Source organism: Marinimicrobium sp., from assembly GCF_002695945.1.
Lineage (GTDB): Bacteria > Pseudomonadota > Gammaproteobacteria > Pseudomonadales > Cellvibrionaceae > Marinimicrobium > Marinimicrobium koreense.
Genome location: NZ_NZQP01000026.1, coordinates 40,368 through 65,716, shown reverse-complemented (window position 1 = coordinate 65,716; position 25,349 = coordinate 40,368). Strand labels below are relative to the sequence as shown.

At 59.4% G+C, this 25,349-nt stretch carries 20 protein-coding genes; 12 read left to right on the top strand and 8 right to left on the bottom strand.

Features of this window, described 5'->3' with window-relative positions; translation table 11 throughout:
• Positions 1 to 30: 30 nt before the first annotated feature.
• Positions 31 to 915 (bottom strand): MBL fold metallo-hydrolase, encoded by an 885-nt coding sequence (locus CMG77_RS06580; protein WP_286876193.1) that lies wholly within the window; start codon positions 913 to 915, stop codon positions 31 to 33.
• A 164-nt stretch (positions 916 to 1,079) separates the two neighbouring features.
• A complete protein-coding gene (locus tag CMG77_RS06575) occupies positions 1,080 to 1,415 on the bottom strand; it encodes an ArsR/SmtB family transcription factor (RefSeq protein ID WP_286806993.1) in 336 nt (111 codons plus the stop codon).
• A gap of 241 nt (positions 1,416 to 1,656) precedes the next feature.
• Here CMG77_RS06575 and CMG77_RS06570 point away from each other — a divergent pair, with 241 nt between their 5' ends.
• From CMG77_RS06570 to CMG77_RS06540, 7 genes are all read left to right on the top strand, one after another.
• A complete protein-coding gene (locus CMG77_RS06570; RefSeq protein ID WP_286806992.1) occupies positions 1,657 to 2,046 on the top strand; it encodes a response regulator in 390 nt (129 codons plus the stop codon).
• Positions 2,039 to 3,694 carry a diguanylate cyclase gene (locus CMG77_RS06565; protein ID WP_286806991.1) on the top strand — a complete coding sequence of 552 codons (1,656 nt, stop codon included), beginning with the start codon at positions 2,039 to 2,041 and terminating at the stop codon, positions 3,692 to 3,694. Before CMG77_RS06570 ends, CMG77_RS06565 begins: the two co-directional genes overlap by 8 nt.
• A gap of 39 nt (positions 3,695 to 3,733) precedes the next feature.
• A complete protein-coding gene (locus CMG77_RS06560; RefSeq protein WP_286876190.1) occupies positions 3,734 to 6,922 on the top strand; it encodes a PAS domain-containing protein in 3,189 nt (1,062 codons plus the stop codon).
• Positions 6,923 to 7,238: 316 nt separating this feature from the next.
• Entirely contained in the window at positions 7,239 to 9,758 is a 2,520-nt protein-coding gene (locus CMG77_RS06555; RefSeq protein ID WP_286806988.1) for an efflux RND transporter permease subunit, read from the top strand.
• 20 nt (positions 9,759 to 9,778) lie between these two features.
• On the top strand, positions 9,779 to 10,576 hold the full coding sequence (locus CMG77_RS06550; protein WP_286806987.1) for an outer membrane lipoprotein-sorting protein: 798 nt from the start codon (positions 9,779 to 9,781) through the stop codon (positions 10,574 to 10,576).
• A gap of 13 nt (positions 10,577 to 10,589) precedes the next feature.
• Complete coding sequence (locus CMG77_RS06545) at positions 10,590 to 11,882, top strand: hypothetical protein (protein ID WP_286806985.1); 1,293 nt, start codon at positions 10,590 to 10,592, stop codon at positions 11,880 to 11,882.
• 39 nt (positions 11,883 to 11,921) lie between these two features.
• Positions 11,922 to 12,134 carry a YgaP family membrane protein gene (locus CMG77_RS06540; RefSeq protein ID WP_123637808.1) on the top strand — a complete coding sequence of 71 codons (213 nt, stop codon included), beginning with the start codon at positions 11,922 to 11,924 and terminating at the stop codon, positions 12,132 to 12,134.
• A gap of 201 nt (positions 12,135 to 12,335) precedes the next feature.
• On the opposite strand, the gene CMG77_RS06535 is transcribed toward CMG77_RS06540, so the two are convergent.
• Positions 12,336 to 14,453: a methyl-accepting chemotaxis protein gene (locus CMG77_RS06535; RefSeq protein ID WP_286903819.1), complete on the bottom strand. Its 2,118-nt coding sequence runs from the start codon at positions 14,451 to 14,453 to the stop codon at positions 12,336 to 12,338.
• Between the two features lie 273 nt (positions 14,454 to 14,726).
• On the opposite strand from CMG77_RS06535, the gene CMG77_RS06530 reads away from it, so the two are divergent.
• Positions 14,727 to 16,445, top strand: coding sequence for an ExeA family protein (locus tag CMG77_RS06530; RefSeq protein WP_123637810.1), 1,719 nt, complete (start codon positions 14,727 to 14,729; stop codon positions 16,443 to 16,445).
• Entirely contained in the window at positions 16,445 to 17,248 is an 804-nt protein-coding gene (locus CMG77_RS06525) for a general secretion pathway protein GspB (RefSeq protein ID WP_286806982.1), read from the top strand. The genes CMG77_RS06530 and CMG77_RS06525 overlap by 1 nt, the downstream gene beginning before the upstream one ends.
• A gap of 44 nt (positions 17,249 to 17,292) precedes the next feature.
• On the opposite strand, the gene CMG77_RS06520 is transcribed toward CMG77_RS06525, so the two are convergent.
• The 5 genes from CMG77_RS06520 to CMG77_RS06500 form a co-directional block, all read right to left on the bottom strand.
• The gene (locus CMG77_RS06520) at positions 17,293 to 17,661 is read right to left on the bottom strand and encodes a DUF6164 family protein (protein WP_286806981.1); all 369 of its coding nucleotides are present in this window, start codon (positions 17,659 to 17,661) and stop codon (positions 17,293 to 17,295) included.
• Positions 17,662 to 17,664: 3 nt separating this feature from the next.
• Positions 17,665 to 18,990, bottom strand: coding sequence for a sensor domain-containing diguanylate cyclase (locus tag CMG77_RS06515; protein WP_286806980.1), 1,326 nt, complete (start codon positions 18,988 to 18,990; stop codon positions 17,665 to 17,667).
• Positions 18,991 to 19,116: 126 nt separating this feature from the next.
• Positions 19,117 to 19,491, bottom strand: coding sequence for a cytochrome b5 domain-containing protein (locus CMG77_RS06510; protein WP_123637814.1), 375 nt, complete (start codon positions 19,489 to 19,491; stop codon positions 19,117 to 19,119).
• Between the two features lie 22 nt (positions 19,492 to 19,513).
• Positions 19,514 to 20,812: a ferredoxin reductase family protein gene (locus tag CMG77_RS06505; RefSeq protein WP_286806979.1), complete on the bottom strand. Its 1,299-nt coding sequence runs from the start codon at positions 20,810 to 20,812 to the stop codon at positions 19,514 to 19,516.
• Between the two features lie 71 nt (positions 20,813 to 20,883).
• Positions 20,884 to 22,239, bottom strand: a complete 1,356-nt coding sequence (locus tag CMG77_RS06500) for an MBL fold metallo-hydrolase (protein ID WP_286806978.1) — start codon at positions 22,237 to 22,239, stop codon at positions 20,884 to 20,886.
• A gap of 328 nt (positions 22,240 to 22,567) precedes the next feature.
• Here CMG77_RS06500 and CMG77_RS06495 point away from each other — a divergent pair, with 328 nt between their 5' ends.
• The 3 genes from CMG77_RS06495 to CMG77_RS06485 all read left to right on the top strand — a co-directional run bounded on the left by CMG77_RS06495 (position 22,568) and on the right by CMG77_RS06485 (position 25,344).
• Positions 22,568 to 23,155 carry a gluconate 2-dehydrogenase subunit 3 family protein gene (locus CMG77_RS06495; RefSeq protein WP_286806977.1) on the top strand — a complete coding sequence of 196 codons (588 nt, stop codon included), beginning with the start codon at positions 22,568 to 22,570 and terminating at the stop codon, positions 23,153 to 23,155.
• A 2-nt stretch (positions 23,156 to 23,157) separates the two neighbouring features.
• A complete protein-coding gene (locus CMG77_RS06490; RefSeq protein ID WP_286903818.1) occupies positions 23,158 to 24,849 on the top strand; it encodes a GMC oxidoreductase in 1,692 nt (563 codons plus the stop codon).
• Positions 24,850 to 24,936: 87 nt separating this feature from the next.
• On the top strand, positions 24,937 to 25,344 hold the full coding sequence (locus tag CMG77_RS06485; RefSeq protein ID WP_286903817.1) for an NIPSNAP family protein: 408 nt from the start codon (positions 24,937 to 24,939) through the stop codon (positions 25,342 to 25,344).
• Positions 25,345 to 25,349: the final 5 nt, after the last annotated feature.

The following is a 25,349-nucleotide window of genomic DNA, read 5'->3' as shown; positions in this document are numbered from 1 at the left end:
CGCATCCGCCGTCACCTCTCACACAACAATTTACGGCTTACCACACCCACTCAACGTATTGATCGGAATCTTGAAATACCGGGTACCGTTATCCTCCGCCGGCGGGAACTGGCCCGCCCGGACATTCAACTGCACCGATGGCAGAATCAACCGCGGCATTCCCAGGGTCGCATCTCGCTCCTCCCGCAGCTGCACAAATTCGTCTTCGCTTTTCCCCTCACCCACGTGGATATTGCCCTTGCGTTGGGCCCCCACGGTGGTTTCACACTGGTGGTCGCGCTCCTCACCCGGGTAGTCGTGGCACATGAACATCCGGTATTCATCCGGAAACTCCAGTAACTTCTTCACCGAGCGGTACATCCGGCGCGCATCACCGCCCGGAAAGTCACAGCGGGCCGTGCCCCGGTCCGGCATAAACAGGGTGTCGCCGACAAAGATCGCATCGCCAATCCGCCAGGCCATATCCGCCGGGGTGTGGCCGGGGGTGTAGATCACCTCCCCCTCCAGCTCGCCAAAAGTGAAGGTCTCCCCTTCGGCAAACAGTTTGTCGAACTGACTGCCATCGGGCAGGAATTCTTTCTCGAAGTTGAAGATCTTACGGAAGATTTCCTGCACTTGGACGATCTGATCTCCAATGGCCAGCTCGCCGCCGACCTGCTCGCGCACAAAGGGCGCGGCGGAAAGGTGATCCGCGTGGGCGTGGGTTTCAAAGATCCAGTCGACCGTCAGGTGTTTCTCGCGCACGAAATCCACCAGCCGCTGGGCGCCCTCGGTGCTGGTCTGGCCGGCCTTGGGGTCGTAGTCCAGCACCGGGTCAATCACTGCAGCGTGGCCGACTTCGTGGTCGTAGACCACGTAGCTGAAGGTTTCGGTATCCGGATCGAGAAAGGGTTCGACCAACGGTTGTTTGGGCATGGGGCCTCCGGTATTGGATGTTTGATGTTCGGATTGCGGCCGGGTGGCGTTGGGGCGGCGAGGCTTGGTTACGGCGGATGCAGCGTGGTTCGGTTACGGCGGATGCGGCCTGCGGCCTTATCCGCCCTACGCAACCTGTCGTGGTATCCGTTTGTAATCGCTACTTACGCCTCGGCCTGCTCGGGCATCAACCCCGGGCAATAAATGGACTGCAGCACCCGGATCACGCGCATGGCCTTGTCTCCCGCCAGGCGGTAATACACCGTCTGGGACTCCTTGCGGGTCGCCACCAGGCCCGCCCGACGCAGGTTGGCCAGGTGCTGGGACAGGGCCGACTGGCTGAGGGGAATGTGCTCGTTCAGCTCGCCCACGGACATCTCCCCGGCCCCCAGGGTGCAAAGCACCATCAACCGGTGCTCATTACTCATCTGTTTCAGCAGGTTGGCCGCGTCGCGGCTGTGGGCCTGCATCTCTTCCAGACCCGCGGTGAATGCGTTCATTCGGATTTCCGCCTCCGTATTGACAGTGACATCATAAAAACGCAATATCGACAAATTGTCAACATATCTAATTTAGCATATTCTAATTTATTGGTATTTGGCCTAACTTCGCTTGTCTGCAGGCCTAAAAACTCGCGTATGCCGTCGGGACGGGGCCGTCCAAACGAAGGCCTGGTCATTGGTGGATTACTGAATCGGAGTCTGCTAATTTAGAAATGAACCTTCAAATTGAGACCTGAGCATGCCCCCACTCGAGAAAGTCATGTATGTCGAGGACGACTCGGATATTCGTGAAATCGCCACCCTGGCGCTGCGCGATCTCGGGGGACTTGACGTTCTCGTCTGCGAGTCCGGCCAAGCGGCTCTGGCGAACGTCGATGCTTTTGAGCCCCAACTGCTGCTTCTGGATGTCATGATGCCTGAAATGGATGGCCCCGAGACCCTGGAAGCCTTGCGCCGTCAGGGGTCCATCAGCTCCGAGACCGCAGTGGCGTTCATGACGGCCAAAGTGCACCCAGAGGAGCTCGACCGCTATCGGAGCCTGGGTGTGAACGATGTCGTGCGCAAGCCCTTCGACCCCATGATACTGGCCGATGATGTCCGAGCGATTTGGGATCGAATTAATGGCTGACTTCTCCGACACCCAGGTTTTGAACTCCCGTCTGGACTCTTTGAAAGCCGCTTATCGTCAACGCCTTAAAAGAGAGCTGGCCGAGATTGAAAGCGTCATGGGCACTGCCAGACAAAACTCTCCAGAAAGCGATTCCATGCAGGCACTACACCACGCCCTGCACCGCTTGGCCGGGTCCGCCGGAACCTTCGGATTCCCACAGCTGGGACACCAGGCCAGAGCCCTGGAGCGACGGCTGGCGGACCACCTTGACGGAAAAAAAAGCCAGACCTCGGGGTTATCCACCACCCACTGGGCCGAGCTTCTTCAGAAGGCACTACGAGCGGATGAACGTGGTGAAAGCGCCCTGGGACTGGAGTCGCGTTCAACGAGTGACACCGACGGTCAACACCAGGTTTGGCTGCTGGAGAGAGACGCCATGTTGGCTGAGTATGTAGGTCAGCAGCTACAGAGTTTTGGCTTTGAAGTCAGACATTTGCGTGATGCCGCTGAGTTGAATCAGCGTGATGCCCCCACTCCCGACCTTCTGATCGTTGATCATCGCGCTTCTACTATTGAGGACTCTGAGACAGTCGGCTCAGATTACTGGAAGCCATTGTTGGCCGGTTTTCATTGTCCAATCATCTTTACCGGAGCGGAAGAGACATATCGCGCCAGACTTCAAGCAGTCCGCAGTGGCGCACGAGGCTATTTTGCCAAGCCATTGGACGTTCCCCAGCTTGCGGCGTATGCCGCTCGGCTACTGAAAATGAAAGACGGTGAGCCCGAGCGGGTTCTGATTGTTGAAGACGACGCGCCACTCGCTCAATACTGCCAGCACATTCTGGAGCACGCCGGAATGGAGGTGCGTTGGCTGAGTGAACCCGACAAACTGCTTCAGGTGGTCAGCGAGTTCGACCCGGAACTGATTCTTATGGATCTGTCCCTCCCTGATGTGTCGGGCGTTGAATTGGTGGCCGTGTTATCCCAATTCGAGCGCTGGGCCAACCTCCCCATTGTGTACCTGTCCGCTGAGTCGAACCCGCAAAAGCGCACCGAGGCCCTGATGACCGGTGGCGATGCATTTCTGGAAAAACCGGTCGATCCAAAGCTGCTTGTCAGCCTGAGCGAAAGCCGGGTCCGGCGCCTTCGGGAGTTGAAGCACGCGATGACGCGAGACGGCTTGACCGGCCTCATGACCCACGCCAGCATCAAAGAAGCCCTTGAGGCGGAATGGCAGGCCTCCAGAAGAACCGCAAGGCCGTTCAGTGTCGTGATGCTGGACATTGATCATTTTAAAGCGGTCAATGATCAATATGGTCACGCGGTAGGTGATTTGGTCATCAGCTCTGTAGGGACGTTTTTGCGGCAACACTTCCGGGCCACGGACCGCCTGGGTCGCTACGGGGGTGAAGAGTTCGCTCTGGTACTGCCGGGATGCACCGCCGAGAAAGCCGTTCAGTTAGTGGATGAGCTTCGCGAGGCATTTGCAGGGATACGGTTTTTTGGCAACGGTCGACATTTTTACTGTACGCTCTCTGCAGGCGTTACCGACAGCGACCAGTTTCCGGATGCACTGCCCGACACGCTGATCGAAAAAGCGGATCACGCACTGTACGACGCAAAAGATTCCGGCCGCAACCAAGTGTGTTTAGCCTTGTCCGATTGACCCACAACCCTCCGGGTTGGGTATAGAGCCATAACATCTATGAGTACATCCAGCACCCCCGTACTTGACCTCGAGCGGATCAACCGCATGGCGAGACAGCTCCTCGACATGCCGATTGCATTGATTTCACTGACGGATAATGGTCGACAACGGCTGGTATGCAGTGACGGACAAGCCCTTTCCGGCATACCAGAAGGTGACCGGATACTGGAGCACATACTTTGTGCCTCCGCCTCTGACCCGCTCACCGTCGAAGATGCGTCAGTCGATCCACAATTCAGAGATTCGCCGTGGGTGTCCGGAGAACCTTTTGTCCGTTTCGTCGCGGGTGCCGCGCTCCGGGATTCCGACGATCACCCGATTGGGACTTTATGCCTGCTCGATACTCGCCCCCGGTCAATTGATGCGGATCAGTACAACCAATTGAAGGACCTCGTGTCTCTGAGCGAAAACCTGATGCGGAGCGAAGCCCCCATCAGCGCTTCTCGCCTGGAGCTGGAGTCAGCGCTGGTAGACAGCGAGCGACAAGCCCGCCTGGTTATTGAAGGCACCGATGTGGGCACTTGGGAATGGAATGTACAAACGGGCGAAACGGTTTTCAATGAACGCTGGGCAGAAATCGTCGGCTATACATTGGCCGAGTTGGCGCCCATATCGATCGACACCTGGATGAGTCTTGCGCATCCGGACGATCTGGCCCAGTCCGAAGCGCTACTGAACGCCCACTTCCGTGGCGAGACGAGACATTATGACTGCAAGGCACGAATGCGTCATAAGCAAGGGCATTGGGTATGGGTGCACGACAGGGGGCAGGTCTTCGAATGGACGGCCGAGGGGGAACCTCTGCTGATGTATGGCACTCATGCCGACATCAGCCGGGACATTAAAGCCCAACAGACCATCGAAGAAAGTCTCGAAGAGTTCTCCTCCCTGATCGCCAACATGCCAGGGGTTGCCTACCGGTGCCGACACGACACCCCCTCGACTGTACTTTACGTCAACGATCAGGTCCAAACCCTCAGCGGCTACAAGGCCGAGGAGCTGATCAACAACACCGAAATCAATCTCACCACACTGATCCACCCCGACGATGTTGAGCGGGTTGCCCAAACCATCCAAAGCGCGGTCGATAACGACGAGGACTGGCACCTCGAGTACCGCATACGCCATCGCACCGGAGGCATTCACCATGTAGAGGAGCGCGGACGTGCGGTCGCAGGAAGCAGGTCAGAAAACAGAGTTCTTGAAGGGCTGATTGTCGACATTTCCCGCGAAAAAGAATCGCTCGCTCAATTGAACAAACACCACGAAGTATTGGTGCTTCTGAACGATATCGCTTTCAATACGCGAGAGACGGTCAACGACAAACTGTGTTACGCGCTCGCCAAGGCGAGACAGTTTCTCGGCATGGAGTTGGCTATTATCAGCAAGATCGAGAGTGACGTGTATACCGCTCGCTGGGTCGATGCCGAGCCGGACACCGGCATTCAGCCGGGACAGACCTTCAGCCTGGACGCCACCTGGTGTCAATTGCTCTTTTCCGGGGGAGAGACGGAACTGTTTCTTTCGGATGCCCCGAGCAGCCCATACGCCGAGCACCCGTGCTATCAGAGTCTACCCCTGGGCTCTTACATAGGCGTCACTTTGACGGTCGAAGGTGAATCCTTCGGCACTCTGAACTTCTCGTCGTCCAGCCAACGAGGAGAGGATTTTGACGAGACCGACCGTTTGTTCATTCGACTGCTCACGCGCTGGGTTTCAGACTTATTGGAAAGCGATACCGGGAATGAGCGATTGAACAAACTAATGGCCCAACTGCCCGGCATGGTATATCAGTATCGGCTTTTCCCGGATGGCAGATCGACCTTTCCGTTCAGCTCTCATCAGATCGAAAGCCTTTATGGTATCAGACCGGACCAGGCCGCCAGAGATGCCAGTTCCGTATTTGAGACCATTCACCCCGACGACCTGGAGGCAATCACACAAACCATAGAGGCGTCGAACCACTCCCTCAAAACCTGGCAGGGAACCTATCGGGTGAAAACGCGAGATAACCATTATCGGTGGATTGCGGGACAGGCGCGCCCAGAGCGTCTAAGTGACGGCAGCACCCTTTGGCACGGCTACCTGCACGATATTCACGATCAAGAGCTGGCGCGACAGGCACTTGAGCGAAATGAAACCCGGTTCCGCAGCCTGTTTGAGTTCGCCCCCATCGGCATGGCGTTAAACGACTACAAAACCGGTCGCTTCATTGATCTGAACGATGCGCTGATCAAACCCACCGGCTACACCCGCGAAGAATTTGTTCAGTTGAGTTACTGGCAGATCACCCCCGAGGAATACGCTGAAGACGAACAGAGGGCACTGAACGATCTGAAAACCCAGGGACGGTATGGCCCTTTCGAGAAGGAGTACATCCGCAAGGATGGTAGTCGCTACCCGGTAAAACTGCAGGGCATGCTCAGCCAGGATCCGGACGGACGGCCTGTAATCTGGTCCTTGATCGAAGACATCAGCGAACGGCGCCGACTGGAGCGAATGAAGGATCAATTCATCGCCACGGTCAGCCATGAACTTCGCACTCCCCTGACGTCGATCAAGGGATCGCTTGGCCTGCTGGCCGGAGGCGCTTTGGGCTCGATGTCAGATAGAGCCGCAAAGATGCTTCATACCGCTCAACGAAACGCAGACCGTTTGTCCTCACTGATCAATGACCTACTGGATATGGAGAAACTCGTCGCAGGGAAAATGCCGATGAATTTCGAGCAGCAGACTGTCGGCCCACTCCTGGATGAAGCCATCGACTCGATGACCAGCTACGGAGCACAGCACGACGTTCAATTGGTAGCGCCAGATAGCTGGCCAGAGGTACAAGTCAACGTCGATGGCACGCGCCTGATGCAGGCACTGAACAACCTGATCTCTAATGCGATCAAATTTTCTCCCGAGGGGGGTGCCGTGGAAATTTCGGTCGCACCGCAAGCGAACGTTATTGAAATTCGCGTGCGGGACTCGGGTCCCGGTATTGCGCCAGACTTTCGCAGCGAATTGTTCAAGCGGTTCTCTCAGGCCGATGGTAGCGACCGACGGAAGCTGCCCGGTACCGGGCTGGGGTTGGCAATCACCCGCGAGATCAGCCGCCAACTGGGTGGCGAAGTCGGCTATCGGGATGGACCTCAGGGGGGTAGCGAATTCTTTATCACCCTACCTCGATTGAACGACTGACCCAGCCCTTCAGTGCCATCATACCGCCAGGTCGCCTTGGTGGATGACGCGGCTTCACCGCTTATCCACCCTACCTGACCGACCTACCTCGAACACCTCTCCGGGTCTTTTGGGCCCCATGCCATTGGCTCGCAGGTACTTCCTGCGTGACACTCACCGTCTTTTCATTAAAAAATTATAATTTAGATATTTCTAATTTATAGAATCAATCGATATCCCCGTGACAACCCTTTCAAGCTTTAGTATATTTATTAGATATTTCTAATTTAGATAACTCTCAACACTATTGCTATTGCTCGCTACTGGAGATTCATTGATGGCCCGACGCTTGCTAAATCTGGCGCTTAACCACCGCAAGGCGGTATTTTGGGGGCTGGGCCTTTTGACCCTGGCGTTCAGCGCCCTGCTGCCGCTGATTCAGATCGACACGGACCCGGAGAACATGCTACCGACGGACAACCCCGCCCGGGTATTTCACAACGAAGTGAAGGAGCGCTTCGATATGCACGACACCATTGTGGTGGGCGTGGTGAACGAGCAATCCGTGTACAACCCGCAAACCCTGGCCAACCTGCACAGCCTGAGTGAGTTTGCCGAAGGGCTGGACGGGGTAATTGCCCCGGATCTGATGTCCCTGTCGAATGTCGACAACATTACCCAGGAAGGCGCGGGCACTCTGCGTTTTGAGTGGATGATGCGCGAGCCACCGGACACTCAGGCACAGGCCCGGACCATCCGCGAGAACGTGGAAGACCTGCCGCTGTTGTTCAACACCCTGGTGTCAGAGGACGGCAAGGCGGCCGCCATCTACGTGCCGATTGAAGACAAGAACCAGAGCTACGCGATTGGTCGGGAGCTGCAGTCCCACATTGATGGCTTTGAGGCCGGGGACGATTGGCACATCACCGGTCTGCCCATCGCCGAGGACCGCTTCGGCTATGAAATGTTTGTTCAGATGGGCATTTCCGCCCCCTTGGCAGGCCTGGTGATCTTCATCCTGTTGTGGGTGTTTTTCCGCAACATCCCTTTTATTGTGGCACCGATGATCGTCTCCGTGAGCACGGTATTGATCACCATGGGCGCCTTGATCGGGGCCGGTTTTACCGTTCATATCATGTCTTCCATGATCGCCATTTTCCTGATGCCCATCGCCGTGGTGGATTCGGTGCACATCATGTCCGAGTTTGCCGACCGCTACCGCAAGGGCAGCAGTGTGCGCCAGGTCGTTACCGAAGTGATGGGCCATCTGTTCACGCCGATGCTGTTCACCTCGGTCACTTCATCTATCGGTTTCCTGTCATTGATGCTGACCCCCATTCCGCCGGTGCAGATTTTCGGCTTTTTTGTGGGCCTGGGCATCATGCTGGCCTTTCTTTCCACCATCATTTTCATTCCGGCCTATCTGGTGAGTCTGAACCCCGCCACCCTGGATCGCATGGTGGATAAATTGCCGGCCGAAGATCGTTCCCTGGTGGCCCGTGTACTGCCGCCCCTGGGCAAACTGGCCCGTTCCCACGCCAAACTCTGGACGGTCGGCTTTGTTGCCCTCTTTGCGGTGTCGGTGTGGGGAATCACCCAGATCCAGATCAACGACAATCCGGTTCGCTGGTTCAAGTCCGACCACGAGCTGCGCATTGCCGACCGGGTGCTGAACGATCACTTCGCGGGTACCTACGATGCCTTTATGGTATTCCAGTCCAGCAGTGACGCGGTCGACAAGGCCCAGTCCGCGCTGACCGATGCAAGCACCAACGAGTCACTGAGCGAAGCGACCCGCACATGGTTGAAGGACCAGACACTGGACAGCCCCGAGTCTCTGTCCGACCTGATTCTGGCCCTGGACGATCGTCTGTTCGAGGTGGGCGGTGAAGATGCCGACGCCCTGGAAGCACTGATGAACCAACTCGAACAACTCGACAGCCAGAGCCAGGCGTTTTTGCAGCCGGAGAATCTGGAATATATCCAGCAGCTCGAGCAACACCTGGCCAGCACCGGCCTGGTGGGCAAGAGCAACAGTCTGGCCGACGTGGTGAAAACCGTGAACCGCGAGCTGCGCTCCGGCGAAGCGGAGGATTATCGCTTGCCTGACTCCGCCGATGCCGTGGCCCAGACGCTGCTGCAATATCAGTCCTCCCACCGTCCCCAGGATCTGTGGCACTTCGTCACGCCGGATTACCGCGAATCCCTGGTGTGGCTGCAACTGACCAGCGGTGACAACCAGGATATGACCGCGGTGGTGGAGTCGGTAGACCAGTACTTGCAGGACAACCCATTGCCCGCAGGTCTTAATCTCGAATGGGCCGGCAAGTCCTACCTCAATGTGGTCTGGCAGGCGGAAATGGTCGAGGGCATGGTAGGCAGTCTGATCAGCGCCTTTGTGATCGTACTGATCATCATGATGCTGCTGTTCCGCTCCGTGGCCTTCGGCATTGTCGCCATGCTGCCCCTCACCCTGACCATCACCGGGATCTACGGCCTGATCGGCTGGGTGGGCAAGGATTACGACATGCCCATAGCCGTGCTCTCGGCGCTGACCCTGGGGCTGTCCATCGACTTCGCGATTCATTTTGTGGAGCGCACCCGGGCCTATTTCCGCGAAACCGGCGACTGGTCGAAGACCATGCAGCTCATGTTCCTGGAGCCGGGCCGGGCCATTACCCGCAACGCCATTGTGATTGCCGTGGGCTTTACCCCGCTGCTGGTGGCACCACTGGTGCCCTACATCACCGTGGGCTTTTTCCTGGCCACCATCATGGCGCTGTCCGCCCTGGTGACCCTGATCCTGCTGCCCACGGTCATGACCCTGCTGCAACGCTGGTTGTTTCGCGCATCCTAACCAATTGAATGGAGAACCTGATGATGAACATCAAAACTGTATTGGCAACCGCGGCCCTGACGCTGTTCGCCGTAGGCGCTCAGGCCGATGAAGCCTTGACCGATCCGCGCGAGATTGTGCGCAAAGCCGAACGCGTCGCGTTTTACTCCGGTGACGACGGTCGCAGCGAAGCGCGCATGCTGATCACCGACAACCAGGGCCGGCGGCAGGTCCGCCAGTTCACTATCCTGCGCAAAACCCGGGATGACAATCAGACCCAGGACATGATGGTTTTCTTCTCCCGCCCGGCGGACGTGCGCAACACCGTCTTCCGGGTGATCAAGCGCACCGAAACGGACGATGATCGCTGGCTGTATCTGCCCGGGCTGGACCTGGTCAAGCGCATCTCGGCGGGCGACAAGCGCACCTCCTTTGTGGGCTCGCATTTCTTCTATGAAGATGTCTCCGGCCGCTCCACCGATCTGGATGACTATGAGCTGCTGGAAACCACCGACGAACACTACCGCCTGCGCGGCACCGCCAAGGACCCGAGCGAGGTCGAGTTCAGCCACTACGAAGTCACCATCGATCGGGAGACTCTGCTGCCGGTGGGCACCGACTACTACAACGACCGGGGCGAGGTGTATCGCCAGATGGAAGTGAAAAAGATTGAAACCATCGAAGGCTATCCGACGGTGGTGCACTCGATCATGCGCGATCTGGACACCGGCGGTGAGACCGAAATGCAGTTCCGCAACGTGCGCTACGACCTGGGCATTCCGGAGAACATTTTCTCCGAGCGCAGCCTGCGCAACCCGCCCACTGACTGGTTGAACTGAAGGAGCCTCATTCATGCGTTGGACGTCGCTTGCGATCAGGTCACTGCTGGTCAGCCCCTTGCTCTTGAGCGGTCCGTTGCTGGCACAGACCGACGACGGTTGGGATGACTGGGAAACCGGCGACTGGGAAGAAGAGGCCGGCCCGGCGTTCCCGCTCTATGGCTTTATCGAGCTGGGCGCGGGTTCGCGCCTGGACCGCAGTCCCCATCACGACCGGCTGAGTCTGGGGGAAGCCCGGGCCCGGTTGGAAACCGACGGCTCGACGAGCCGGTTTCAGTACACCGTCAAGGGTGACCTGGTCTATGACGAGGTGCTCGGCGAATGGGACGCCCAGGCACGCGAGCTGACCGTCAGTAACGGCATCGGCGATCACCTGGATGCGAAGCTGGGCCGTCAGGTGATGACCTGGGGCACCGGGGATTATGTGTTTCTGAATGATCTGTTTGCCAAAGACTGGCAGGCATTTTTTATCGGTCGGGACGATGAATACCTCAAGGCGCCGCAGGATGCGCTGCGTCTGTCCGGCTACTTTGACCGCGGCAATATCGAGCTGGCCTGGACACCGGAGTTCGAACCCGATGTCTACCCGCGCGGCGAACGCCTGTCGGTATTCAATCCCATGGAGGACCAGATCATCGGCGAAGCCCAGGCCTTTGTGGCCGACACTCCGGATGACGATGAACTCGCCCTGCGCGTCTATCGCAACATCGGTTCCACCGAGTGGGCCCTGTATGGCTACGACGGTTTCCACAAGAGCCCCACGGCTTTGAGTTCGGATGGTCAGCCCACCTTCTCGCGCCTGCGCGCCTTGGGCGGCTCGGTTCGCCTGCCCCTGGGCCCGGGACTGTTCAATGCCGAGGTGTCGCACCACGACAGTCTCGACGACCCGAGCGGCACGGACCCGCGAACACCCAACAGTCAGTGGCGCGCCCTGGTTGGCTACGAGAAAGAACTGTTGACCCGTCTGACCGGCAGCCTGCAACTGTACCTCGAGCACACCCAGAACCATGACGAGTTGGTGCTTAACAGCCCGAATCCCGAATGGGAGGCGGAGCAGAACCGCACTCTGGTCACCACCCGACTGACCTGGCGGGATGCCCGGGACACGATGACCCTGTCCCTGTTCGCGTTCTACTCCCCCAGCGATGAGGATGGCCATGTGCGTCCGCGGTTCGATTATCGCTTTGACGACAATCTGAGCCTGAGTACCGGTTTTAACCTATTCTTCGGAGAGGAAACCCACAGTTTCTTCGGGCAATTCGAAGACAACAACAACGCGTATGCACGCATTCGATACGCGTTTTAATCAACGGCTTTAACAACGCAAGCAAACGAGGAAATTACCATGAGTCTTGAACGTGCTGTCACCGCTTTCGCCGGTTTTATGATCCTGCTGTCCGTTGCTCTGACCTACTGGGCTCACCCCGGTTTTGTCTGGCTGACGGTCTTTGTGGGCGCCAATCTGTTTCAGCAGTCCTTTACCGGATTCTGTCCGGCGGCGTCGTTTATGCGTAAGGTGTTTGGGTTGAAGACCGAGGCGGAACTGGCGAGGTTATAGACATTTCGGCGGATACAGCGTGGCTTGGTTACGGCGGATGCGGCCTGCGGCCTTATCCGCCCTACGCGAGCTGCCGTGGTTTACGTAGGGCGGATCGGTCCGACGTATCGGAGCGAAGCGCATCCGCCGTTCCCCACGCACAACGACCGAAACATGCGTAGGGCGGATAAGCGCGAAGCGCGCATCCGCCGTAACCCCACCTTACCCACTCACCTGAAACGCACTGGTCAGGTGATGCAGATTCGACGCGGTACTGCGCAGTCGATCCGAGCTGCTGTGTAGAGCCCGGATCACCTGCCGCATGTCATTGCTGGCCCCCACCACCTCGCGGGTCTGCTGCCCATGCTCCTGGCTGTGGGCTTCAATGTGGCGGATGATCTCAAACATCCGCTCGACAATCCCGTGCAGCTCGGAGTTATCGGACGACGCATCGCTGGCCAGTTGCAGCCCCCGATCGACATCCGCCACGCTGCTTTCCATGAAGGTGGCCGCTTGCGCCGCCTCTTCCTGAATGGTGGCAATCTGATGTTCAATCTCTTTGGCCGCATCGGCGGTGCGCGCCGCCAGGCCCCGCACCTCATCGGCCACCACGGAAAAGCCTCGGCCGTGTTCACCGGCCCGAGCCGCTTCAATGGCCGCGTTCAGCGCCAACAGGTTGGTCTGACTGGTGATATTGCTGATCAGAGAAACCATGCCTCCGATTTCCCGCGTCCGTTCGTTCAACTGATGAATGGTGCGCGCGGAATTCTCCACGGCATTGCGAATCGCCTGGGTACCGGAACTGGCGGACTCAAACTGGGCCCGGGCCTCTCGCACCACGGTTTCCATGACCTGTTTCATTTCGGTGGCGGTGCCGGAGGCGTTGCTGATTTCACCGATCTGCTCTTCCAACAGGCTCAGCATCTGCTCCATGGCGGCGGTCACCTGAGTCATGGTGGCATTGGCGCTGTCATTGCGCTGAAGCATCTGCTCACTGTTCTGCTTGACCTCGTTAGCCGAGCGGATCACCGAGCCAATAATGCCATCCAGATTGTCGATAAAGCTGTTGGTCCAACGCCCCAGATCACCGGTTTCATCCGCCACCAGTTTGCGGGTATCCAGGCGTTGTTTGAGGTTGCCACCGCCCTCGCCCAGAGCGTGAATGATCTCGGTCATCTTTCCGAGTCGTCGGGCCAGGCGTCGGGGCCCACGCATCAGAAAACTCCAGGCGCCCACGGCCAATGCTCCAGCGGTCGCGAGGTTGATGGTCCACAAGGGCCAGTCGCTCCAGGCGTGCAGTGCCATATTGCCGCCGAACACCAGTAGCAGAGGCAACAGCAGTAACCCCATGAACCGATAGGTTATGGAACGAAAGCGATACACCTCCTCCAGGTCACCCTCGCACATCATGCCCCAGCGGTCTTTGGAACCTTTAAGAGTAAAGGTTACCCCTTTACCGATTACCGGAATGTGGCGGTAATCCGAATAGCCCGGATAGGTGACAAACAGGTTCTCGCCGTTGCGGATGGTTTCGCGTACGCCGGGATGCAACTGGCCGGTGGCCGGGTCGGTAAAGCGGATCTCGAATTCGGTGTGCCGCTTGACCCCCACCACGCCCCAATCGGTGTGAATACCGCTTTTGAGATTTTCGCCATGGGAGAAAGTGCTGTCCTCAAAGCGGGACCGTGACAGGGCCGTCCCCGCAACGATGCGCCGATCAAAACCCGGCTCCACCATAAACAGATAATTGTCACCGGACTCGGTGAAAATATGCCCCGCTTCCCGTTGAATCAGATCGCCGAGTACGTCATTGGGAACCCGGGCACAGACACAGCCAATCGCTCCGTCCGCCAGTTCCACGGGCTGGTAAAACATCAGGGTCACCTCGTCGTGAAAGCGCGACGAAGAGGGACCAATATCCAACGTGGCCCGATCCACATAGGGCCCATGCAGAAACGCCCCTTTCAATCCCTCCTCCAGGGCCCGGGCATCCAGGTCACGTGCACCGACTCTGGCGCGATAGCTGGAGGCCAGCACTTTGCCGGTGTCGTCCACGACAAACAGCTCCGATGCATCCACCCAGCGCTGAAGCTGCTGTGGCAATAACGTATCCCAGCGGGCTGGATCCTGCTCTACGCTGGCCGCCAGGGAAACCATCTGCTCCCACTGACCGTCCACCCACTGATTGAGAATGGTGATTCGCGTCTGGGCGACGCTCTCAAAAGCCTGCTCCATCAGTGCATAGCGATTGCGGTTGAGCCAGCAGGACCAGCCCATGCGCACTTTGCCGGTAGCGCCAAACCAGTTCAGCCAGCGCCGTTCAGCGCCGGAGAGATTCATACGAGTACTTCTTAAACTCATTGAGTCATTCCAATTTTCGGGTTGATACCCCAAGCCGTAGCAGGAAACAGGCCAATCGAAAGACGGCGAATAAGGCGCCAAACTTTTCAATTTGCACCAATTCGGTGCAAGGCTTGCGTCAGCGCCCCCTTCGGCGCACCTTTGTGATGCAGAGAATTGTCACGCCCGAGTCAGACCGAGCCGGAGAGGAGGCTTTAACCGACCCGAGTTTCCGGCTATTCTGGCGGTCTGACACCGGGACCAAGGATCGCCATGTACCACCCGTTTTTCGGCCTTCAGGAGCCGGCCTTCGCCATCGCCGTCAACCCGCGCTACCTCTATATGAGTCAGCAGCACCGGGAGGCCCTCGCGCACCTGTTGTTTGGCCTGCGCGGCGGCGGTTTTGTGCAACTGACCGGCGAAGTGGGCACCGGCAAAACCACCATCATCCGCTGCCTTCTGGAACAGCTTCCGAGCGACACCGACATCGCCCTGATTCTGAACCCCATGGCCTCCGTGCCCGAGTTACTGAGCACCATCTGCGATGAGCTCGGAGCCCGCTATATCTCGGACGACGACACCAGCGTCAAAACCCTGACCGATGCGCTCTATGATCGGCTGCTGGACAACCATGGGCGCGGGCGTAAAACCGTACTGCTGATCGACGAGGCCCAGTCTCTCAGTGCCGAGGCGCTGGAGCAGATCCGGCTGTTGACCAACCTGGAAACCCACACCGAGAAACTGCTCAACATCATTCTGGTGGGCCAGCCGGAACTGTGTGATCTGCTCGCTCAGCCCTCCCTGCGCCAGCTCGCTCAACGCATCACCGCGCGCTTCCACCTGAACCCACTGAGCCGGGAAGAAACCGCCGCTTACATTCAGCACCGCCTGCAGGTGGCGGGCCTGGCCAGCGGCAGCACCCTGATTCCCGAGGACATTCAGACGGAAGTGCACCGCTTCAGCGGCGGCATTCCCCGCCTGATCAATATCATTTGCGAGCGCATGTTGCTGGGCGCCTACGGGCAGAACCGCAACGTCATCGACCGGGAGCTGTTTCGCCAGGCGCGGCGGGAAATCACCGGGGAGCCCGCCTCGGACCGACCCAGTACAACAGCAGCGCCGACACCAAAGCGGGCACGGCCAGCGTGGTTGGCCAGTGCCATCGCGGGGTTTGCGGGTATCACATTGGGCGCGCTGCTGTTTGGCGGCCTCGGCAACGAGCTGCCCTGGCAAGCGACACCGGAGCCGGAACCGACCGTCCCGAAACTCAGCGCCGCCTCACCGTCCGTTGCATCGGAAGTGCCGCCCACAAACATAACCGCCCCGGACGCGACCGGATCGGTCGACACCGATTCCGAGGCGATGCCGAACACAGATCCCCCGGCGCTACCGGAGCGGCCCTGGCCCCGAAAACTGGATGATGCCCTTCGCCACCTGGCCGACCACTTCAGTCTGAGTGTGCCCACCACCGGCAGCCCCTGCACCGAGAGCCCCGAGCCGGGCCATGCCTGTGGACGACGTATGCTCACCACCTGGAACGAGTTGATCGAACTGGACCGCCCCGGTGTGCTGACCCTGATCACCCCGGAGCGCAAACTCGCTTACATCCCGCTGTTGGGTCTCAATGACCAACAGGCATTGACCTGGCTGGAAGGTCGTCCGCAGACGGTTGACTGGGCCGATGTCGCGCAACTCTGGACCGGTGAGTTTCACCATTTCTGGTTCCGCCCGGCCGGTTTTGACGGTGGCCTCAGCCCCGGCGAACGAGGTCCCGCCGTCCGCTGGCTGGCCGAGCAGTTTGCCGAACTGGACAGTGAAGCGGAGCCCCTGAGCCGGGATCGCTATAACCAGCCCCTGCAGGCACGGGTAGAGATTTTTCAGCGCGCCGAGGGGCTGACCCCGGACGGGCTGTTCGGGGAAAACACCCTGAACCAACTGGCACGACGACTGGGGCTGGACCCGGGATTACTGCCCATTGCGGAGGCGCCCTGATGTCGATGATTCTGGACGCCCTGCAACGGGCCGACCGGGAGCGGCGCCGGGACGAAACACCGGCGCAAGCGCTGCCCCCAGCCTCCGCGCTGGCAACGCCCGCCGCGGTCCGGCGAGCGGGAGCCTGGCACAAATGGGGGCTCTCTGTGGCCATTGCGGGATTGGCCGCCGCCGGACTGCTGGCGTACTGGCTATTCAGAAGCGCTGAGCCGCCTGACCCCATTTCCCCAGTGGAAGCAACGGCAAGTGCCCCTGTTCCTGAAAGTACAGCGGAGGCGAGCGTCGCCGAGACCGAGCCCCGACGCCCGGGAGTTGAACGTCTCTACCAGGCCCCCGCTCGTCCCGAGCCGTCGGACGAGTCCATTGCCTCGCTGTACCGCCGAGCCCAGGCGCCAGAACCGACCCGCCCCGAGGTGACCCCATCGGAGGCGGCCACCGAGCGCCTCGCTCCGCCGCGCGACAGCGCCAGTGTCACGCTCAGTGACACACCGGCGGAGCCGTCTTCATCTCGCCAGGAAGCCGAACCAGAGCCACAACCGGCCGCCACACCGAGGCCTTCTGTTCCGGGGATTCGGGACCTGTCCTGGAGCCTGCAACAGGACATTCCGTCGTTGAATTATCAATCCCACCAATACCGGGACGGGCAAGGCAGTACCGTGACCATCAATCAGCGCGAGTATCGCGCCGGTGACCGGATAGCGCCGGACCTGCGCATCGAGCGAATTGAAGAAGACGGGGTGGTGCTGACATTCAAAGGCCAGTCCTTCAAATTGCAGGCACTCAATAGCTGGATCAATATGTAGCCAGAACAAAAAACAGAGGCAGGACAATCCAGTGGCGCCGCAGCCTACTGACCGATCAGCGCCACGAAAGGCAGGATGGACAGGGTCAGGATGACCCCGATGGCAATGACCAGAGCGGTAAATCGCAGGGGGGCAGCGACCGCTCTTTGCCAGAGCGTTGGTTGCTCCCCGGCGGCCTCCCGCTCCTCTCTCAGCGCCCGCTGCTGATCCAGGCGGCGAGCCTGATAGTCCGCCAGCAGGGCCTTGGCTTCGGGCAGCTGCTCCGGGTGGGTCAGCCAGATCGCGGACACCCCCAACCCCCAAAAACCGGCGTGGGTTTCATAGGTGGCAAAGTCGTGATCCGCCAGAAGCTGACGAACCTCCTGTGCCTCGTCGTCAGGCACCTGATTCAGTTTAAACAGTAATTGACCCATTGTTCAGCGCGTGCGCTTCCCCCCTTTGGAACAGTGGCGATCCGGTTCTATGTGGACGCGATTACGCCCTGCATCCTTGGCTTTATAGAGTGCCTTGTCCGCCCGTGACAGCAACTGATCAAAACGTTCATCCTCGGCTTGCACCTGGGTAATACCCGCGCTGAAGCTCGCATTGAATGTCCGCAGCTCATCGTTGAAAAATTCGGTTCCGGCAAACACCGCCCGAATATCATCAATCAGCTCCAGCGCCTCTTTGGTGTCGGTGTGGGGCAGCAGAATCAGGAACTCCTCTCCCCCGGAACGCCCGGAGATATCCCCTTTGCGCAGACGGTTTTTGAGAGTCGCCGCAAAGGCTTTGAGCACCTCATCGCCCATCAGATGACCATAGGTATCGTTGATGGACTTGAACCAGTCCAGGTCCACCTGTACCAGAGAAAACACCACTTCATGACGTCGATAATCGTCCAGTAACTCCGCCAATCGCTGCAACAGAAAGCGCCGGTTATACAGGCCGGTCAACTCATCGGTGACCGACAACTCCAGCAGCCGGGCTTCGAGCGCCTTGCGATGACTGATGTCCACCACCATGCCATACCAGGTCACCACCTCCTGATCCAGCCACTCCCGCTCCGGGGTGGCAATGCCCTCCAGCCAGATTTCCCGGCCATTCAGCACCACCCGGTATTCGCAGGTCCATTGCCCCAAGGCCCGGTAGCTTTCCAGAATGGATTGCTGGAGACGCTGCGCGTCCTCCGGATGCACCAGGTCAAACACCAGCGAAGCGTCCTGCAAAATAGCGTCGGGCTCCCGACCGTAAAATTCCCGTACCCCCTCACTGACGTAGGGAAACTCCACCCGTCCATCGGCGTACATCCGGAAAATATAGATGACCCCGGGGATGGTCTCGGCCAACTTGTTGAGTAATTGGGCATTGATGTGCTGCTGACTGATGTCGATGTGGGTACCCACCACCCACTCGGGATCGCCCTCCGCCGTGCGGGACATCAGGCGACCCCGGTCGTGAATCCAGACCCAGTGCCCCTCCTTGTGTCGGAGTCGCACAATGCATTCGTAGTAGGGGGTTTCACCATCGAAGTGGCGCTGGAAGGCTTCGTTGGAACGGGCCAGGTCGTCGGGATGACAGAGACGGTGCCAGATGGCGATGCTGATGGGCTCCAGCTCCCGGGAGCTGTAACCGAGCATCTCCGCCCAGCGTTCGTTGATCCGTTGCTCACCGGTGTGGGCATTCCACTCCCAGGTGCCAGCTCGGGTACCCTCGATGATGGCCTTCAGCCGGTTGAGCTGCTCGCTTGCATTTACCTGGGACACACCATGCCTCTGGTTACCTCAATCTCTACCGGGAGGGCGCTGTTGTCGCTCAAACCATCCCTCAATTAGCGCTATCTTCGCAAGCCCCGAAAGCCGTGGCAAGCACGAGCGACGCCTCCCGTCCGGTCACTGACCGGTTGAGGTATCCGCGGCCGACTCAAGAACCCCGATCCGGTAGCGTTCGAGCTGACCCCAGGCGGCAGGGCTGTGGTCCCGACCATAGCCTTTGGTGGTCATGCCCTCGGTGGCTTCGCGCCCGCACCAGGGCAGAATCACCGCCGGTGGCGCCGGGTGGTGTGGCAGGTAGTCGGTCAGGTCATACACCTCACCCCGGATCGCCATCCAGCAGTCCTCCAGCCGGTCGTGCCTGGCGACCTCCTCCAGGGTAAAGGTCGGCTCCTCTTCGGCCAGCGTTACCGCCGGCACCAGCGTCCAGGTCACCAGCAAGGTCACGACCGAAGACCAGAATGCGACAAACGCCGCAAAGGCGGTTTTTTTCATGGGTTACCTCCCGATCAGATGTTCAAAGCAAAACAAATTCTTCGGTTACCAGGCGCCCGGCGGGCACACCGCAGGCGCTCAGCGCCTCCCGGGCCCGTTCCAGCAGCGGCAACGGGCCACAGACATACACCGCCCGGTCGGCCACATCCGGACAGACCCGCTTGATGAAGGCCTGATTCAGCGGCCCCTCCCGATAAAAATAGTGCACCGTCAGTTGGCTGTCGGGCCAGCCCTCGAACGCGCCCTTCAGCTCGTCGGCAAACAGGAACCGCGTCTCGTCCTGTACACAATCGATCAGATGAACCTGCAGCGGCCGCCCCACTCGCACCGCCTCACGTACCCGCCCGAGAAAGGGAGTGATGCCAATTCCCCCCGCGACCCACAGCTCGGGCCGTGCGGGATTCGACGCAAAAAAATCGCCGTAGGGTCCCTCCACCCAAAGACGGGTTCCCTCGGGAACGGTCAACATCGCGTGACTGGCATCCCCCAAATCCTTGATCGCCACCCGCAGATCCGGCTCATCCGGAGCAGAGGAAAGGGTGTAGGGATGCTCTTCCCGGTGCCCGATATGACCAACCCGATCCGGCGTCAAATAGATGAACTGCCCGGATCGATAACTCAACCGCTGCCGCTCTGGGGCCAGCGTCAGCTCCACCACATCCCGCGCAGGGTGAGTGACTCTGGTCACCCGATAGGAACTCCGGCCTCGCCAGCGTGCGTAAAGCCACCGGTAGCTCAGTGCGGAAATCGCGAGCAGGGCCAACGTCGACCACAACACCCAGGCCAACCATCCGGGCAAGGTCCTGCTCAACAACCCCGTGTGCAACAACGCCAGAATGACAGTGACCCCACTCAAGCGATGCAGCCACTTCCAGCGTTGGTATTCGGGTTCGCCAAAAAAGCCGAAGCTCGGCGCCATGAACGCCATCAACGCCAGCAGCGCCACCCAACCCCAGACCGAGGCCGGCTGCGAAGAAAACAGCGTACTGACCGCCGCGTCCAGGGAAATACCTGCCGCGGCAAACGACAACAGCAGCGGATGGGCCAGCAATAACAGAAATGCGATGGCGCCAAGGCGATGATGCAACTGCCACAGTTTAGTCAGGCCACCGAAGGGGCGGTCAAAGCCAGGCACACGGCAACACAGGGCGGCGGCCATCAGTAACAGGGAGAGGCCCCAAATGCCGGTAATACGCCCCAGGGCATTCAGAACTTCCCGAGGCTGATCCAGACTTGGCCAGAGAAACGGCAGCGCCAGCACGCCCGGCAGCAGCGCCAGCACCCAGACAGCCACGTGACTGAAACCCTTCGGATGACGCACGTAATCCCCCCTTGAGCGTAAAAACCGGCACGTTTACGCGTCGGTAACCCGGTTTGTTCCAGCGACGTTCATCAGACAGTGAGGATCGACCGGTACTCGGCCACATCAACCTCGTAATCCCCGTGATCCTGCAAGTACAGACGCAGGCAGTCGGCCGCTTCCGGCTCACCGTGAATCAACTGGATGGGCGTTTTCGACTTGAGCCCGGAATCTTTAAGCCACTGCCCTAGCTCACGATAATCCGCGTGACCAGACAGTCCGGTCAGAACCGCCAACTGTGCTTTTCGCGGGATATAGGCGCCGTGAATCTTGACCGTTTCTCCCCCCGCAATCAGATGTGCTCCGCGGGTACCACCCGCCTGGTGGCCGCTCAACATGAGCGTGTTGCGGTGATTCGGCAGCAGCCGCTTCATGTGATGCAGAATGCGACCGCCGCTCATCATGCCACTGCCGGCGATGATGATATGCGGGTACGACAGGTCGGCCAGCGCCTTGGACTCATCAACACTGTGAGTGTAAGTCACCAGCTCCGCCATACGGGCACAGTCGGCATCGCTCAACCGGTGCTGGTCAGCGTACTGGTGGTAAATGGCGGACACGTCGATGGCCATCGGGCTGTCGAGGAACACCGGCAGCGTGGGGATGCGTCGCTCATCCATCAGCCTGGCCAGCATATGCTGCAGCAACTGGGCCCGCCCCACGGCAAAGCTGGGAATCATCAGCACCCCGCCGCGATTGACCGTGGCGTTGACGATGTCTGCCAGCTGATTCCAGGGGTCGCTGTCCGGGTGCGGACGATCACCATAGGTGGATTCAAGCAACAGCAGGTCCAGCGCCGGGAGGGGTTTCGGGGGGTACATCAGAATATCGTGGGGCCGCCCCACATCGCCGGAAAACCCGACCCGTTTACCTTCCGCCTCCACGATGATGCTGGCCGCCCCGAGAATATGCCCGGCGGGCTGGAAAGTGATGGACAGGTCCCCGAGCTGCAGTGACTGATTGAAATGCACGGGTTCAAAAAGCTTCAGGCTGTCTTCAGCGGTGCGCTGGTCGTACAGGGGCTCGGGATGATCGTGCTTGCTCAGCTTGTGACGGGAGAAAAACCGGGCGTCTTCTTCCTGAATGTGCCCGCTATCGGGCAGCAGAATGCCGCACAGCGCCCGGGTGGCCGCGTGGGTGTACACCGGCCCGCGATACCCCTGCTGATACAGCCGCGGAATGTAGCCGGAGTGGTCCAGGTGCGCGTGGGTCAGGAGCACCGCGTCCAGGGTGTTCAGATCCACCGGCAGGCTTTGCCAGTTGCGCCGACGCAACCACTTGTAGCCCTGAAACAGGCCACAGTCGATCAACACCCGGGTTCGACCGGTCTCCAGCAGGAACTTGGAGCCGGTCACCGTTTCCGTACCGCCGAGAAAGACTATCTTCACACGCACCCCCGAGCTTCTGCCGTGGCACTGCAGTGGTTCTGACAGCCAGCATAGACACAGGCCGGGCACCCCGTATTGACCTGAATCAACCCGGGAGCCCAAAAAGGAAATTGCCCCTCAAAGCTTGCGCCCTCGAGGCAACTTGCTTACATTATAGTCCACACAACAATTAGTGATTTAAGCGCCACTCCTCAGGGACAGGTTCCTGCACCCGGGCCACCGGCCCCAGTGCCCAGCGCATAACATCAATAACAATCGCCCTGTAGCAACCCAAACCGATTGCCGCAGTTCACTCACCCAAACTCGGTTTCCGATCATGAAAACACGCATGAACAGACGAGAAATCTTACGTTACACCGCCTGGCTGACCGGCACCTCCGTGGCCGCACCGCTGGCCTCGGCGGTACTGACCGGCTGCTCCGAAACGCCTCCGGGGGATGCCGCCCCCACCCCCACACCGGCCGACGGCCAGCTGCTTCACTTTTTCAGCCCCAAGGCGTTCGGCCTGATCACCGAAATCGCCGACACCCTGCTGCCGCGCACCGACAGCCCCTCGGCCAGCGACGTCGGGGTACCGCAAACGCTGGACACCATGCTCGGCAAGGTGCTCGAACAGGGGTACGTGGAGCAGTTCCAACGACTCTGGACCGACCTGGAGGCCGCCCTCACCCAGGCCAACTTTGCCAGCCAGAGCCAGGGCGAACGCGAAGCACTGCTCAGCCAACTGGAAACCAGCACGGACGCCACTCAGGCCAGCGCCCGCGATGGCATGGTGATGCTGAAGCAACAGGTGGTGATCTATTACCTCACCAGCGAAACCATTGGCGAGCAGTACCTGAACTACCTTCCCATCCCCGGCGAGTACAAACCCTGTATCTCGGTGGACGACGTTGATAACAAGAAGTGGGCAATCTGATCATGGCAACGACTGAATTCGACGCAATTGTGATTGGCTCCGGCATCAGCGGCGGTTACGCCGCCATGGAGCTGTGCAAAAAAGGCTACAAAACACTGGTCCTGGAACGGGGCCGCGATGTGCAACACGGCGAATACCCCACCGCCCACGACGATGTGTGGGACCTGCCCCACCGCGACAAGGTGCCCCGGGACGAAATTGCCGAGCACTACCCCAAGCAGAACCGTCTCAACTGGTGGGTCACCCAGGCCAACAAGCACTGGATCAACAAAGACGACGAATACCCTTATCAGGAAGACCAGCGTTTTGACTGGATTCGCGGGCATCACGTCGGGGGNCGCTCGATCATGTGGGGCCGTCANTGCTATCGCTGGAGCGACATTGACTTTGANGCNAACAAAAAAGAAGGCATCGCCATCGACTGGCCGATTCGCTACAAGGACATCGAGCCCTGGTACGANTATGTGGAACCCTTCGTNGGNATCGCCGGTCAGGCCGANGGCCTGAAGCAGGTACCCGATGGCAAATTCCTCAAACCCTTCCCGCTCAACTGCGCNGAGCAGCACCTGCGCGAAACNGTCGCCCAGAAATATCCGTTCCGGGTGGTGACTCCNGGCCGGGTAGCNAACCTGTCCGAGTACAACCCGGACGTTCACCTNGGCAAGCGNGGCCAGTGTATGTCCCGGGATCGCTGCTGGCGCGGCTGCCCCTTCGGCGCTTACTTCAGCAGCCAGTCCGCCACCCTGCCNGTGGCCGAAGCGACCGGCAACCTGANCATTCGCCCNCACAGTATCGTCAAGGAAATTGTGTACGATGCCGACTCCGGGCGCGCCACCGGCGTGCGNCTGATCGANGCCCAGAGCAAAGAAGAGCTGGAAATTTCCGCACGGATCATTTTCTGCAACGCCAGCACCGTGGGCACCACCGCCATCCTGCTCAACAGCCGCTCCGACGCCTTCCCCAATGGTCTGGGCAACCGCAGCGGCGAGCTGGGCCACAACATCATGGATCACCACTACGGCATGGGCGCCGCCGGCGTTCTGCCCGCACTGGANAACGAATACTACTCCGGTCGCAAACCNGGNGGNTTNTANATTCCNCGNTTTACCAACCTGGATGAAGAAACCCGGCGGGAAGATTATGTGCGCGGTTTCAGTTATCAGGGCTCNGCACAACGGGCNGAAAATATTCCGGTGGGCGCGGTNGGNTCNTCCCTGAAAGAGGCGGTGTTCAAACCCGGCACCTGGACCATCCGCATGACCTGTTTCGGCGAGATGNTGCCCTANCATGAAAACCGGATGTACCTGGATCACAGCAAGACCGATCANTACGGNATGCCGCTGATCACCTTTGATGCCCAACTNCGGGACAATGAAATGAAGCTGCGCCAGGACGGCGTGAAAAGCGCGGTGCAAATGCTNGAAGCGGCGGGCTGTACCGNCATCACCTGGTACAACAGCGCCACCGCGCCCGGCGCCTGCATCCATGAAATGGGCACCGCGCGNATGGGCCACGACCCGGAAACCAGCGTGCTCAATAAATGGAACCAGATGCACGATGTCCCCAATGTGTTTGTGACCGACGGTTCCTGCATGACCAGCTCCGGCACCCAGAACCCGAGCATCACNTACATGGCNCTGACCGCCCGNGCNGTAGACTANGCTCACAANCAGATTCAGGCCGGCGAGCTGTAAGCTCACCCGGTTNTGGTCGACACACCCATTCCGGGCAGCCTAGTTATCCNCTAGAAGACTGCCCGATTTTTTTTGAGGTAATAACCCATGAAANCNNTCTTGCGCACCCTGTCCCTGATCACTCTGGCGACCGCNNCCAGCGCCCCGNCACTGGCCGACTCCGAGCGAGTGTTCGAGCTGCGGACCTACACCACCCATGAAGGCAAACTGCCCGACTTACATGCCCGCTTCGAAAACCACACCCGCTGGTTGTTCGAAAAACACGGNNTGANGAACATCGCCTACTGGACACCCACCGATGAAGCCCTGGCCGACAACACCCTGACCTATATCCTGGTGCACGAAAGCCGGGAAGCGGCCGAGGCAAGCTGGAAGGCGTTTTCCAACGACCCCGAGTGGCAGGCGGTTTACCAGAAGTCCCGNGAGAATGGNCCACTGGTCAAACACATCGACTCNACNTTCATGAAGCCCACCGACTACTCGCGGATTCGCTAAACCCA

What these genes read in the sequence shown, in the direction of transcription:
- CMG77_RS06580 (WP_286876193.1), bottom strand. Translation starts at nt 915, where the DNA reads ATGCCCAAACAACCGTTGGTCGAACCCTTTCTCGATCCGGATACCGAA.
- CMG77_RS06570 (WP_286806992.1), top strand. Translation starts at nt 1,657, where the DNA reads ATGCCCCCACTCGAGAAAGTCATGTATGTCGAGGACGACTCGGATATT.
- CMG77_RS06540 (WP_123637808.1), top strand. Translation starts at nt 11,922, where the DNA reads ATGAGTCTTGAACGTGCTGTCACCGCTTTCGCCGGTTTTATGATCCTG.
- CMG77_RS06560 (WP_286876190.1), top strand. Translation starts at nt 3,734, where the DNA reads ATGAGTACATCCAGCACCCCCGTACTTGACCTCGAGCGGATCAACCGC.
- CMG77_RS06510 (WP_123637814.1), bottom strand. Translation starts at nt 19,491, where the DNA reads ATGAAAAAAACCGCCTTTGCGGCGTTTGTCGCATTCTGGTCTTCGGTC.
- CMG77_RS06495 (WP_286806977.1), top strand. Translation starts at nt 22,568, where the DNA reads ATGAACAGACGAGAAATCTTACGTTACACCGCCTGGCTGACCGGCACC.
- CMG77_RS06525 (WP_286806982.1), top strand. Translation starts at nt 16,445, where the DNA reads ATGTCGATGATTCTGGACGCCCTGCAACGGGCCGACCGGGAGCGGCGC.
- CMG77_RS06565 (WP_286806991.1), top strand. Translation starts at nt 2,039, where the DNA reads ATGGCTGACTTCTCCGACACCCAGGTTTTGAACTCCCGTCTGGACTCT.
- CMG77_RS06535 (WP_286903819.1), bottom strand. Translation starts at nt 14,453, where the DNA reads ATGAATCTCTCCGGCGCTGAACGGCGCTGGCTGAACTGGTTTGGCGCT.
- CMG77_RS06520 (WP_286806981.1), bottom strand. Translation starts at nt 17,661, where the DNA reads ATGGGTCAATTACTGTTTAAACTGAATCAGGTGCCTGACGACGAGGCA.
- CMG77_RS06550 (WP_286806987.1), top strand. Translation starts at nt 9,779, where the DNA reads ATGATGAACATCAAAACTGTATTGGCAACCGCGGCCCTGACGCTGTTC.
- CMG77_RS06555 (WP_286806988.1), top strand. Translation starts at nt 7,239, where the DNA reads ATGGCCCGACGCTTGCTAAATCTGGCGCTTAACCACCGCAAGGCGGTA.
- CMG77_RS06575 (WP_286806993.1), bottom strand. Translation starts at nt 1,415, where the DNA reads ATGAACGCATTCACCGCGGGTCTGGAAGAGATGCAGGCCCACAGCCGC.
- CMG77_RS06530 (WP_123637810.1), top strand. Translation starts at nt 14,727, where the DNA reads ATGTACCACCCGTTTTTCGGCCTTCAGGAGCCGGCCTTCGCCATCGCC.
- CMG77_RS06545 (WP_286806985.1), top strand. Translation starts at nt 10,590, where the DNA reads ATGCGTTGGACGTCGCTTGCGATCAGGTCACTGCTGGTCAGCCCCTTG.